At 71.4% G+C, this 11,153-nt stretch carries 13 protein-coding genes; 7 read left to right on the top strand and 6 right to left on the bottom strand.

Annotated elements, in window-relative coordinates:
* From VGD44_RS01055 to VGD44_RS01040, 4 genes are all read left to right on the top strand, one after another.
* Window positions 1-1,268, top strand: a 1,268-nt coding sequence (locus tag VGD44_RS01055) for a phage tail sheath family protein (protein ID WP_331082967.1), incomplete at its 5' end; no start/stop codon positions are given.
* 31 nt (window positions 1,269-1,299) lie between these two features.
* The gene (locus VGD44_RS01050; protein WP_331082965.1) at window positions 1,300-2,235 is read left to right on the top strand and encodes a hypothetical protein; all 936 of its coding nucleotides are present in this window, start codon (window positions 1,300-1,302) and stop codon (window positions 2,233-2,235) included.
* 242 nt (window positions 2,236-2,477) lie between these two features.
* A complete protein-coding gene (locus tag VGD44_RS01045) occupies window positions 2,478-3,740 on the top strand; it encodes a serine hydrolase domain-containing protein (RefSeq protein WP_331082962.1) in 1,263 nt (420 codons plus the stop codon).
* A gap of 85 nt (window positions 3,741-3,825) precedes the next feature.
* Window positions 3,826-4,722 (top strand): glycine/sarcosine/betaine reductase selenoprotein B family protein, encoded by an 897-nt coding sequence (locus tag VGD44_RS01040; protein ID WP_331082960.1) that lies wholly within the window; start codon window positions 3,826-3,828, stop codon window positions 4,720-4,722.
* Between the two features lie 10 nt (window positions 4,723-4,732).
* Here the strand turns inward: VGD44_RS01040 and VGD44_RS01035 are convergent, their stop codons facing one another.
* Window positions 4,733-5,269: a hypothetical protein gene (locus VGD44_RS01035; RefSeq protein ID WP_331082958.1), complete on the bottom strand. Its 537-nt coding sequence runs from the start codon at window positions 5,267-5,269 to the stop codon at window positions 4,733-4,735.
* A 70-nt stretch (window positions 5,270-5,339) separates the two neighbouring features.
* On the opposite strand from VGD44_RS01035, the gene VGD44_RS01030 reads away from it, so the two are divergent.
* Window positions 5,340-5,717, top strand: coding sequence for a hypothetical protein (locus tag VGD44_RS01030; RefSeq protein WP_331082956.1), 378 nt, complete (start codon window positions 5,340-5,342; stop codon window positions 5,715-5,717).
* A 27-nt stretch (window positions 5,718-5,744) separates the two neighbouring features.
* On the opposite strand, the gene VGD44_RS01025 is transcribed toward VGD44_RS01030, so the two are convergent.
* Together VGD44_RS01025 and VGD44_RS01020 are read right to left on the bottom strand one after the other, a co-directional pair.
* Window positions 5,745-5,945: a hypothetical protein gene (locus VGD44_RS01025; RefSeq protein WP_331082954.1), complete on the bottom strand. Its 201-nt coding sequence runs from the start codon at window positions 5,943-5,945 to the stop codon at window positions 5,745-5,747.
* A 51-nt stretch (window positions 5,946-5,996) separates the two neighbouring features.
* On the bottom strand, window positions 5,997-6,434 hold the full coding sequence (locus VGD44_RS01020) for an SRPBCC domain-containing protein (protein WP_331082952.1): 438 nt from the start codon (window positions 6,432-6,434) through the stop codon (window positions 5,997-5,999).
* Between the two features lie 294 nt (window positions 6,435-6,728).
* On the opposite strand from VGD44_RS01020, the gene VGD44_RS01015 reads away from it, so the two are divergent.
* Entirely contained in the window at window positions 6,729-7,718 is a 990-nt protein-coding gene (locus VGD44_RS01015; protein WP_331082950.1) for a DUF6607 family protein, read from the top strand.
* A 33-nt stretch (window positions 7,719-7,751) separates the two neighbouring features.
* Here the strand turns inward: VGD44_RS01015 and htpX are convergent, their stop codons facing one another.
* A complete protein-coding gene (gene htpX, locus VGD44_RS01010) occupies window positions 7,752-8,684 on the bottom strand; it encodes a zinc metalloprotease HtpX (protein WP_331082948.1) in 933 nt (310 codons plus the stop codon).
* Between the two features lie 92 nt (window positions 8,685-8,776).
* Between htpX and VGD44_RS01005 the strand changes: the two genes are divergently transcribed.
* Complete coding sequence (locus VGD44_RS01005) at window positions 8,777-9,196, top strand: PaaI family thioesterase (RefSeq protein ID WP_331082946.1); 420 nt, start codon at window positions 8,777-8,779, stop codon at window positions 9,194-9,196.
* 241 nt (window positions 9,197-9,437) lie between these two features.
* On the opposite strand, the gene VGD44_RS01000 is transcribed toward VGD44_RS01005, so the two are convergent.
* Window positions 9,438-10,055 carry a DUF938 domain-containing protein gene (locus tag VGD44_RS01000; RefSeq protein WP_331082944.1) on the bottom strand — a complete coding sequence of 206 codons (618 nt, stop codon included), beginning with the start codon at window positions 10,053-10,055 and terminating at the stop codon, window positions 9,438-9,440.
* A gap of 227 nt (window positions 10,056-10,282) precedes the next feature.
* Window positions 10,283-11,153: EAL domain-containing protein (locus VGD44_RS00995; RefSeq protein WP_331082942.1), on the bottom strand; the 871-nt coding region annotated here is incomplete at its 5' end.

Here is an 11,153-nt window from a genome sequence, read left to right as displayed (position 1 = left end):
CGCGGGTTGCGGTGGTGGAGGTCGCCTCGGCGGTTGCTGCGTTCGTCGGCTACACGGCGGCCGGCTCGCCGGACACGCCGGTCCGGGTCGGGTCGATGGCGGAGTTCGAGGCCGTGTTCGGGGGGCCGCCGCGGCCGCGGCTGCGGGTGGCGGCGGCGCCGCAGGGCTATGTGCTGACGCGCTCTGGACCGGCGTTCCGGCTGCACGACGCCATGCGGCTGTTCTTCGCCAACGGGGGCGGGGTCTGCTGGATCGTCTCGGTCGGCGGCTACGATGCGCCGGCCGTGGAGGCCGCGGCGCTGGCGCGGGGGCTGGCGGCGCTGGAGGGCGAGGCCGAGCCGACGCTGGTGGTCATCCCTGAGGCCGTCGAGCTGGCGGCGGCGGAGTGCTACGCCCTGCAGGTCGCCATGCTGGCCCACTGCGCGGCGGCCAACCGGTTCGCGATCCTGGACATCCACGGCGGCGAGCGGCCGCGCGGCGATCCCGGCGGCGACGTGGTCGCCGCGTTCCGCGACGCGATCGGGACCGAGCATCTGAGCTATGGCGCCGCCTACTATCCGTGGGTGCGCACGAGCCTGTTCGACGGGCTGACCGCGGCGGACTTCGAGGGCGACGGCGTCGACGTGGCCGAACTGTTCGCCGGCGGCGGTGGCGACGCGCTGCGCGAGGCCGCCGCCGCGCGGCTCGGCCTGATGCCGCCGGCCTCGGCCCTGGCCGGGATCTACGCGACGGTCGACGCCACGCGCGGCGTCTGGAAGGCGCCGGCCAACGTGGGCCTGAGCGGCGTGATGGCGCCCGCCGTCGCTATCGACGCCCAGGACCAGGAGGACCTGAACACGCCCCTGTCTGGCCGCTCGGTGAATGCGATCCGCGCCTTTCCGGGTGAGGGGGTGCTGGTGTGGGGCGCGCGCACGCTGGACGGGGCCAGCGCGGACTGGCGCTACATCAGCGTGCGCCGCACGTGCCAGATGATCGAGGAGAGCGTGCGGCCGGCGCTGGCGGCCCTGGTCTTCGAGCCCAACACCGCCGCAACCTGGCTGGCGGTGCGCGGCCTGGTGGAAACCTACCTGACGGGCCTCTGGCGGCGGGGCGGCCTGGTGGGCGTGAAGCCGGAGCAGGCCTTCGCGGTGCAATGCGGGCTGGGCCAGACCATGACACAGGCCGACGTCGACGGCGGTGTCCTGCGGGTGGTCGTGATGCTGGCGCTGATCCGGCCGGCCGAGTTCATCGTGCTGACCTTCGAGCAGCGGATGACGCCTCCCGCTTGAATGTTCACGAAATGTTCCCATCTGCCCAGGGATGGCCAGGAAGAAGAAGCCCGCCCCGCATGCCTACTCGCCGCACATCCGCGCCGTGGTGCTGGAGCGGCTCGCGGCGGGGGAGTTCCTGAAGCATTTCGGCCGGGAGCCGGGGATGCCGGACATGAGCAGCGTCAACAGCTGGATGCGGGCCGATCCGGCGTTTGCCGCGGAGGTGGCGCAGGCGCGGGTGCGAGGCGAGTACCGGCGACGGTTCATGCTGGACGAGGCCAAGGCGGCGGCGCTGCTGGCGCGCCTGCGGGCGGGCGAGCGGATCGGCGACATCCTGCGCGACCCGGCGATGCCCAGCCAGAAGACCTATCGCTACTGGCGGATGAACTACGGCGCCTTCGCCGAGCAGGTGCATCAGGTGAACCTGGGCAAGGCGGAGATGAAGGCTGAGCGCGCGAGGGCCCGCTTCCGGCCTTATGACGCCGCCATCGGCGAGCGGATCTACGTGCGGCTGTGGAAGGGCGAGAAGCTGCGGGCCATCCTGCGGTCTGACAAGGCGTTCCCGTCGCTGGCGGTGCTGGCGCGGTGGCGGCGCGAGAACCCGGCGTTCGAGCGGATGCTGCAGGTGGCGATCGGCGGCTGGCGGCGGAAGCGGCCGAAGGGGCGGCATCTGCTGACGCCCGAGCTGCAGGACCGGATCGTCGAGGGCCTGGCGCGGGGTGGGTCGCTGCGGAGCCTGAGCCTGGAGCCCGGGATGCCGTGCCAGCGGACGCTCTACGCCTGGTGTCGGACGCGGCCGGAGTTCGCCGCGACGGTGGCGACGGTGTGCGAGGATCGGGAGGACTGGTACCTGGCGCAGGCGGTGAAGGTGGCGGCGCGCGGCGGACGGGGGGCGCGCAAGGCGGTGGCCAAGCTGAACGCGCAGCGGGTGCGGTTGCGGAAGCGGCCGGGGTGGAAGGGGCGAGGCGCGGGTCACCAAAACTGAGTGTCATCCCGGCTTCGCCGCAGGCGAAGACCGGGACCCATTGAGCTGAGCGCCCGAAGGCTGTTCGAAGCGTCGCCGCCCGCGCCCTTCCAACGAACGCCGAGTTCAATGGGTCCCGGTCTTTGGCTGCGCCAAAACCGGGATGACAAGCTGGGGTTGGTTTGCGCTCAGGCTTCCTGAAATCCTGGCGACATGGGTCGAAGGGAGGGTACGGTGGCGCTCGAGAACGCGTGGGGGATGGGATGGCGGACAAGCTGAAGGCGCGGCTGCTGGCCGGGGTGCTGGCGGCGACGATGGCGGCGGGGCAGCCGGCGCTGGCGGCGAAGGCGGTCGATCCGAAGGCCTCGTCGGTCGTCAAGGGCGACGCGGCGGCGCTGGGGTTCGACCCGGCGAAACTGGACGTGGCGCGCCAGGCTTTGGCGGCCGACGTGGCCAGCGGCAAGATCGCCGGCGCCTACCTGCTGGTGGGCCGCAAGGCCAAGGTGGTGTTCCAAGAGGGCTTCGGCCTGCAGGGGCCCGGGCAGACGGCGGCGCCCAGCGACGAGACGATCTTCCGCATCTTCTCGATGACCAAGCCGGTGGTCTCGGTGGTGGCGATGACCCTGGTCGAGGACGGCAAGCTGGACATCGATGCGCCGGTCTCGAAATACCTGCCGGAATACAAGGACCTGGTCGTCTGGCAGGCCGACGGGACGACGAGGCCCGCGACCCAGCCGATGCTGGTGCGCCACCTGATGAGCCACACCTCGGGCCTGATCTACGGCTTCATCCAGCCGCAAAGCCCGATCGCCAAGGCCTGGGCGGCGGGCGGCGAGAACCGCAACGACCTCAGCGCGCGCGAGTACGCCAAGGTGATCGCCAAGCTGCCGCTGCGCACCGAGCCGGGCGGCGCCTGGTACTACTCCCGCTCGACCGACGTGCTGGGCGCCGTGGTGGAAGTGGCCGGCGGCAAGCCTCTGGACGTACTGGTCCGTGACAGGGTGACCGGGCCGCTCGGGATGACCGACACCGGCTTCGTGCAGCCGGCGAGCAGGAAGGCGCGGTTCGCCGAGCCGAAGGCGCCCGAGCCCTTCATGTACTACGACTACACCAAGCAACCGGTGCTGCTGTCGGCCGGCGGCGGCCTGTCGTCGACGGCCGAGGACTACCTGCGCTTCGTGCTGATGCTGGCCGGCGACGGCGAGTACAAGGGCGTGCGGATCCTGAAGAAGCAGACGCTGATGCGCATGCGGCAGGACGAGACGACGCCGGAGATGCGCCGGGCGGGCCTGTTCTTCCCCGGCGCCGGGATGGGCTTCGGGCTGGGCTTTTCCCTGGTGACCGACGACAAGCTGCAGCGGCCGGGAAACGGCACGTTCTCGTGGTGGGGCATTGCGGGGACGGAGTTCTGGGTGGATCCGAAGAACGAGGTGTTCGTGATCTTCATGATCCAGGCCCGCGAGTTCGCCATGGAGTACCAGCGGAAGAACCGGACGTGGGTGTACGACGCGCTGGTGAAGCCGTAGTTCTCCCTCCCCCATGAATGGGGGAGGAACTGGCGGCGCTGATGCCGGTCTTCCGCTGCGCGGAAACCGGGATGACAATGAGGGGATGAACCACCCCGACCCGCCGATCGACTACATCGCGCGCACGCATGCCTGGTACGGCGCGCTTGGCTATCCGCCGTATCGGTACGCGCACTTCGACGACGTCCCGTTCGCGCCGCTGGGGCGGCCGCTGGCGGAGGCGACGGTGGCGCTCCTGACCACGGCGGCGCCGTACCGGCCCGAGCTGGGCGACCAGGGGAAGGACGCGCCGTACAACGCGGCGGCCAAGTTCTACGCGGTGTGGTCGGGTGACACGGCAGGCGCGCCGGACCTGCGGGTGAGCCACGTGGCGGTGGACCGGGCGCACCTGTCGGACGACCAGAACTGCTGGTTCCCGCTGCCGGCGCTAAAGCGCGCCGCGGCGGCCGGACGGATCGGGGCGGTGTCCGAGCGCTTCCACGGCGTACCCACCAACCGCAGCCAGCGCCACACCCTGGAGGTGGACGCGCCGGACGTGCTGGCGCGGCTGCGCGAGGACAGGGCGGACGCCGCGGTGCTGGTGGCCAACTGCCCGGTCTGCCACCAGTCGATGACCCTGGTGGCGCGGGTGCTGGAGGCGGCGGGGATCGCCACCGTCGTGGTGGGCGCGGCGAAGGACGTCGTGGAGCATGTGGGCGCGCCGCGGTTCCTGTTCTCGGACGTGCCGCTGGGCAATGCGGCCGGTCTGCCGGGCGATGTGGCCTCGCAGGACCTGGTGGTCGAGCTGGCGCTGCGGCTGCTCGCGGACGCCGTGGGGCCGCGGACGACCGTGCAGACGCCGCTCGCCTGGCCGGTGGCGGGCTGGAAGCGGGACTACATGAACCTGGAGGCGCTGACGCCCGACGAGATCGCGCGGCGGCGGGCCGAGAACGAGGCGGCGCGGGCGACCGCCGGGGCGGTGCGGGCCGCGACGCTCGGCTAGGGAGCGGCGGCTAGCGCTCGAAGAGGGCGGCGATGTCGTCGATCGCCTCGGGCGGGATGGTGTTGTGGCGCGGATCCATGACCACCGACTGGCCGAGATAGGCCCAGTAGAGGAAGGCGGCGCGGGGGGCGGCGACGGCCGCGGGCACGCCGGCCTCGGTGAGCAGGCCCTCGACGCGGGCCACGCGCCGGGCGTCGACCTCGGCGATGGCGGCGGCGGCCTCCGGGTCCTCGGCCGCCCAGGCGCGGACGGCGCGTTCCAGGCTGCGGCCGGGGCGCAGAGTGCGCTGGAGCAGCAGCTGCAGGCCGCCGGGGCCGGGGGCGCGGGCGTCGAGGTCGCGGATCACCTGGTCGGTGGTGGCCTCGCGCCACGCGGCCAGCAGTTGGGTGCGGAAGTCGCCGATGTCGCGGAAGTGCCAGTAGAAGCTGCCGCGCGACACCTTCAGGCGCTCGGCCATGGCGCCGACCTTGAGGCCGCCCGCGCCCTCGCCGGCCAGGGTGAGCAGGCCGTGGCGGATCCAGTGGGCCTTGGAGAGGCGGGCGCTCATGACGGGACCATACACAGGTGTATTGACTCGCCCAAGCCTCAGTACCATACATTACTGTATGGTGATGGACATGCAGAGCTGGGCCCTGGCGGCGGCGGGCGTGATCGGCGCCGGCGTGGCGGTGATCCACGGCGTGCTGACCCAGCGGCTGATGGTGCGGCCCGTGCTGGCGGGCGATGGGTTGAGCCGACCCATCCGGCGGCTCGTCCCGGCCCTGCTGCAGTTCTCGACCTACAACTGGCTGCTGGGCGGCGTGGCGCTGGTGGCGGTCGCTGCAGCGCCGGTGGGACCGCAGGCGCGGCTGGCGGTGGGCCTCTTGGTGGGCTCGTCGTACCTGTTCGCCGTGGTCGGCAACTGCTGGGCCACGCGCGGCCGCCATCCGGGGTGGGCGCTCTACGCAGTGAGCCTCATCCTGATCGCCTACGGCCTGGCGGAGATTCCCGCATGACCCCGCCCGCGATCGGGCGGCGGGGGTCTAGCCCTTCCGCATCGACGAGTCGCCGCGACGGGCCTGGTCGTTGAGCAGGCCCATGATGTGGCGGGCGTCCTCTTCCGAGAGGCCGGTCTGCGGGGCGCCGCCGACGATCGCCGGCTCGCTGGTCCAGATGACGTAGACCGTGAAGCCCTTTCCGTCCGGGCGGAGGGCGTAGCGGTCTTTCTTGCGCTCGTCGGGCATGGCGCGACCTTGCCCGATTGGGTCGCCCCTCGGCAATCGGCGTTCGGCTGCCTAGCGGACGCCGTGAATCTGGGCGGACTCTTCGGCGAGGCTCTTGATCTCGCGGATGGCGTCCTCGGTCGGGCCTTCCAGCGCCTTGGCGTCGTTGGCGCGGAGCGGGCCGGAGGTGAACTCCAGCCGGGTCATCCGCCCCTGCTCGATGATCTCGAAGGTGTCGCAGAACGAGCGGCCCTCGGGCGCGACCACGCCTTCGGTGTACTCGAACTTGAGCAGGCGCTCGGGCTGGATGGCCGCGACGGCGCCGGCGGCGCGGGTGCTGCCGTCGGCCTCCTTCCAGGTGACCGGCTCACCCTCGCGCCAGGACGTCCGGATGGAGAGGCCGTCGTTGTAGGCGGCCGCCCACTCGCGAATGAGTTCGGGGGTCGTGAGGACCCGCCAGACTTCATTGGGGGGCGCGTCGATTTCGAGTGTGTGCTTCAGCGTCGTCATAGGCGGCGTGCTCACTGAGGGACCAACCTCCAAAGGAACAGTCATGTTCCCGCTCACGGATGCACCCGGTCCGTACGCGGACGTTGCGCCGATTCGCCGTCTACTGCCGCCAACTCGCGGCACGCGTGCAAACCGATTCAACCGCTAGGAGATAAGGTGCCCGAACCGGGCGAATTCGTGTCGCCGCCAAAGTGTCGCACCCCCGACATATGCACCGGTTTGTTTGCGAGCGATTCTGCGAATTCGGCGCGAGCGAGGCGGCTGCGTTTCGGTCTCGCTGGAGTACGGTTTCTGATGACCCTGGGATCCGCCATGACCACGCGCCGCACCTGCTTCTCGCTCAGCCTCGCCTTCGCGATCACCGCCAGCCTGCCCGCCCTCGCCGCCGGCGAGCCGCCCGAACGGGACCGCCGCTCGATCCTGGCGATGGCCGGCGACTACAAGGTCCGCTTCGACATGCGCGAGACCGTGCCGTTCGTGGCCGACTACAAGCCGCTGGAGCCCAAGAAGAGCGGCGGCCACGAGGTGGTGCGGGTGATCGCGGACCGCGGCGACTTCATCAGCCTGCAGCACATGCTGGTGGTGGAGGGCGAGGACAAGAAGCCGGCCGTGGTGAAGCACTGGCGGCAGGACTGGACGTACGAGCCGGCCAAGGTGGTTGTCTACGAGAGCTCGGGCCGCTGGACGCTGAAGGCGGTGGCTGCGGAGAAGCGCAAGGGCGCCTGGTCGCAGACGGTCTGGCAGACGGACGACAGTCCGCGCTACGGCGGCGTCGGGCGTTGGGTCTACGACCACGGCGTGGCGCGCTGGCAGAGCGACGAGACGCTGCGGCCGCTGGCGCGGCGCGACGCGATCCGCCACCCGGTCTACACCTGGTACGTGGGCGTGAACCGCCATGCGCTGACGCCGACCGGCTGGGTGCACGAGCAGGACAACGCCAAGGTCGGGATCCGCGACGGAAAGCCGGTGACCTACGTCCACGAGGTGGTGGTCAACACCTACGACAGGTTCAACGCCTACCCGGTGGCTGCGGCCGACGACTACTGGGCCAAGACCAAGGCCTACTGGGCCGAGGTGCGGGCGGCCTGGGACAAGGCGATCGCCACGGACGGTGGCGTGCGGGTGACCGAGGAGGCGCAGGCGGGGTCCGTCACGGGGCCGAAGCTGATGGGCCTCGCCGATGAGATCGCCGAGGGGAAGACCGAGACGGCGAAGGCCGCGGCCGAGGCGCGGGCGCTGATCGCGGGCGCGGACAAGGCCCGGCCGCTGGCGGCGTTGAAGTAGGCCCTCCTCTCCGCTTCGCGGGGGGAGAGGAGATCAGGACCAGGGGCCGATGCGGCGGGTTTCGGTGCGGGGGACGGCGGTGGCGCGCGGGGCGGCGGCGACGCGTTCGCGTCCGCTCATCCCCAGCAGCGCCCGGACGCGGTTCTCGGTCGACGGGTGGGTGGAGAAGAGGTTGTCCGTGCCGCGGCCGGCCAGGGGGTTGATGATGAACATGTGGGCGGTGGCCGGGTTGCGCTCGGCGTCGGGGTTGAAATAGCCGCCGCGGGCGTAGGCGTCGATCTTCTGCAGGGCGGAGGCCAAGGCCTGGGGATCGCCCGAGAGCTCGGCGCCTTCGCGGTCGGCCTCGTACTCGCGGCCGCGGCTGATCGCCATCTGCACCACGGCGGCGGCCATGGGCGCCACGATCATCATCACCAGCATGCCGACGATGCCGGTCGGGCGGCCCTCCTCGTCGCGCCCGCCGAACAGGAAAGCGAAGTTGGCCAGCATGCCGATCGCGCCGGCGATGGTGGCGGTGATGGTCATGGTGAGCGTGTCGCGATGCTTCACGTGCGCCAGTTCGTGGGCCATCACGCCGCGGATCTCGCGGCGGTCGAGCATGCCCAGGAGGCCGCGGGTGGCGGCGACGGCGGCGTGGGCCGGGTCACGGCCGGTGGCGAAGGCGTTCGGCTGGTCCTGGTCGATCACATAGACCTTGGGCGCCGGCATGTTCGCCCGCGCGGCCAGTGCGAGCACGTCGGCCACATAGTTGCGGACCAGCGGCTCGGGGTGGCCGGCATCGACCTCGGTCGCGCGGTACATGGCGAGCACGATCTTGTCGGCATTCCAGTAGCTGACGAGGTTCATGGCCGCCGCCAGCACGAACGCGATGATCATGCCCATGGAGCCGCCGACCACATAGCCGACGCCCAGGAACAGGGCGGTCATCGCGGCCAGCAGGGTGAAGGTGCGGAGGTGGTTCTTCATGGTCCTTGAAAGGTGGTCCCAAACTCTGACCACAATATGGGGTGAGGCGTACGCGTATGGAAGAGCGCGCACGCGTATGAGGGGAAGTCCGTATGTCCGACGCCGTCGCCGCCACGCTGCAGTCCACCCTGGGCCAGGTGCGGATCGTGAGCTGGGAGGGCGGCCGCGCCGTCATCGAGTATGAGGTGGGCCCGCAGATGTGCCACTCGGGCGGGGTGGCGCAAGGCGGCTTCGTCTGCGGCTGGATCGACGCGGCCATGGCGCACGCCTCGCTGTCGATCGCGCCGGAGATGACCCCGATGTCGCTGGAGCTGAAGGTCAGCTACTTCGCGCCGGCGCGGCCGGGGCGGGTGACGGCCGAGGGCTGGATCGAGCGCCGCGGCAAGGCGACCTGCTTCGCCGAGGGCAGGCTGCTGGACCCGGCAGGCAAGGTGCTGGCCAAGGCCAGTTCGACGATCCGGCTGATCCCGCGCGAGGCGGTGGAGGCGAGCGCGCGCCGGGCGATGGAATAGGCCAGGGTCGTCGATTAGCACCCGTGGGCGACGTCGGAAGGTAGTAATTCCCAACCGTCCTCCTCGATGGAGGAGGGTTGGGTGGAGGTGGGGGCGCGGAGTTGAAGGCTTGGCGCGAGTGGGCGCCGGAGCCCATCGACGCTGAACCTTCCGCCGCCCTGCGCACACCTCCATCCCCGGCCCTTCCTCCATCGAGGAGGAAGGGAGCGCGAGAACCATGGCGCGCCGTTGGCTCTCAGCCCTACGCCCTCCGGAACACCAGTGAGAGGTTGTTGGCCGGCATCGCGATGCGCTCGGTGAGCACCAGGCTGTGCGCCGCCGCCAGGGTCGTTACGTCGTCCAGGCGGCGGAGACCCCACGCGGGATTGCGGCGGCGCAGGCTCGTGTCGAAGGCGAGGTTGCTTGGCGCGGTCGTCACGTCGGGCTCGAGGTAGGGGCCGTAGAGGAACAGCAGGCCGCCCGACGGCAGCACCCTCGCCGCGCCCGCCATCAGCCCCTGCGCCGCCGACCACGGCGAGATGTGGAGCATGTTGATGTTGACCACCGCGTCGGCGCTCTCGACCGGCCAGCCGTCGGGATCGGCCGCGTCGAGGCGCAGCGGCGGCAAGAGGTTGGGCAGCGCGGCGTGCTCCCGCCAAGCGGCGATGCTGGCCAGCGCCTCGGGGTCAGGATCGGTCGGCCGCCACTGCAGGCGAGGCAGCGCCGCGGCGCAGTGGACGGCGTGCTCCCCGGCGCCCGCGGCGATCTCCAGGACCAGGCCGCTGGCCGGGAGGCGCGGCTTCAGCACCTCGAGGATCGGATCGCGGTTGCGCGCCGTTGACGGCGAGACCCGGGCGCCGGGCGGCGGGATGTCGGACATGGGTTCTCTTAGCGCGGCCGCGCGCGCCTGGGCGAGGGGCGCCTCCTCTTCCCCGGGGCAAAGCCCGAGGGAACGGGTAGGGAGAGGGCGGCGCCGTGCGGCCGCCTCGCAACCGTGACGCGGACTCAGCGAAGGTGGGTCATCGGGACCCGGAGCGGCGCAAGATGCCTGAGCCGCCCCCTCCCTACCCTCTCCCTCTCTCGCTTCGCTCGGGGGAGGGGAGGGTGCTACCCCGCCGCCGCGAGGCGCGGGGCCGGGGGGGCGTTGGCTTCGCGGAGGAGGGCCTCCATCTCGTCGGCCGGCATCGGGCGGGCGAAGAAGTAGCCCTGCATCCGTTCGCAGCCGGCGGAGCGCAGGAAAAGGGCCTGGCTCTCGTGCTCGACGCCTTCGGCGACGATGCGCACGCCCAGCGAGCGGGCGGCGTGCAACAGCGAGGCGACCAGCTTGGAGACGCGGGGGTCGCGGCCGACGTCGTCGATCAGGGAGCGGTCCAGCTTCACGGTCTGGATCGGCAGGTGCATCAGCGCGCGCAGGTTGGAGTAGCCGGTGCCGAAGTCGTCGAGGGCGACGTTCACGCCGCGGGCGGCGAGCCGCTCGATGTGGCGGCGGGCGAGGCCCAGGTCCTGCAGCAGGAAGGTCTCGGTGATCTCGACGGTGAGCGCCGTGGCCGGCAGCGCGGTCTTGGCGAGCCGGTTCATCAGCTTGCGCGAGAAGCCGGGGTCCAGCAGGTCGCGCGGGGAGACATTGCACGACACCACCTCGATGAGCCCGTCGGCCACCCAGGGCGCGGTGCGGGCGCAGGCGGCCTCGAACACGGCCTCGTCGATGGTGCGGATCAGGCCCAGCTCCTCGGCCATCGGTACGAAGGCGGCGGGCGAGAGCAGGCCCTTCTCGGGATGGCGCCAGCGGGCCAGCACCTCGACGCCGACCATGCGGCCGGTCATGGCGTCGACGATGGGCTGGAACCACGGCTCGATCTCGCCGGCCGGGATCGCGCGGCGCAGTTCGCCTTCCAGGGTGCGGCGGCGCTCGGACTCGGCAGAGAGCTCGGCGTCGAACTCGTGCCAGCGGCGACCGCCGCCGGACTTGGCGCGGTAG

Origin of the sequence: Phenylobacterium sp. (assembly GCF_036402295.1) — a bacterium.
Lineage (GTDB): Bacteria > Pseudomonadota > Alphaproteobacteria > Caulobacterales > Caulobacteraceae > Phenylobacterium.
Note: the sequence above shows the minus strand (reverse complement) of the source record. Positions and strands in the feature narration are given on the sequence as shown.

What these genes read in the sequence shown, in the direction of transcription:
- VGD44_RS01025 (WP_331082954.1), bottom strand. Translation starts at nt 5,945, where the DNA reads ATGCCCGACGAGCGCAAGAAAGACCGCTACGCCCTCCGCCCGGACGGA.
- VGD44_RS01035 (WP_331082958.1), bottom strand. Translation starts at nt 5,269, where the DNA reads ATGAGCGCCCGCCTCTCCAAGGCCCACTGGATCCGCCACGGCCTGCTC.
- htpX (WP_331082948.1), bottom strand. Translation starts at nt 8,684, where the DNA reads ATGAAGAACCACCTCCGCACCTTCACCCTGCTGGCCGCGATGACCGCC.
- VGD44_RS01030 (WP_331082956.1), top strand. Translation starts at nt 5,340, where the DNA reads ATGCAGAGCTGGGCCCTGGCGGCGGCGGGCGTGATCGGCGCCGGCGTG.
- VGD44_RS01015 (WP_331082950.1), top strand. Translation starts at nt 6,729, where the DNA reads ATGACCCTGGGATCCGCCATGACCACGCGCCGCACCTGCTTCTCGCTC.
- VGD44_RS01000 (WP_331082944.1), bottom strand. Translation starts at nt 10,055, where the DNA reads ATGTCCGACATCCCGCCGCCCGGCGCCCGGGTCTCGCCGTCAACGGCG.
- VGD44_RS01005 (WP_331082946.1), top strand. Translation starts at nt 8,777, where the DNA reads ATGTCCGACGCCGTCGCCGCCACGCTGCAGTCCACCCTGGGCCAGGTG.
- VGD44_RS01050 (WP_331082965.1), top strand. Translation starts at nt 1,300, where the DNA reads ATGGCCAGGAAGAAGAAGCCCGCCCCGCATGCCTACTCGCCGCACATC.
- VGD44_RS01040 (WP_331082960.1), top strand. Translation starts at nt 3,826, where the DNA reads ATGAACCACCCCGACCCGCCGATCGACTACATCGCGCGCACGCATGCC.
- VGD44_RS01045 (WP_331082962.1), top strand. Translation starts at nt 2,478, where the DNA reads ATGGCGGACAAGCTGAAGGCGCGGCTGCTGGCCGGGGTGCTGGCGGCG.
- VGD44_RS01020 (WP_331082952.1), bottom strand. Translation starts at nt 6,434, where the DNA reads ATGACGACGCTGAAGCACACACTCGAAATCGACGCGCCCCCCAATGAA.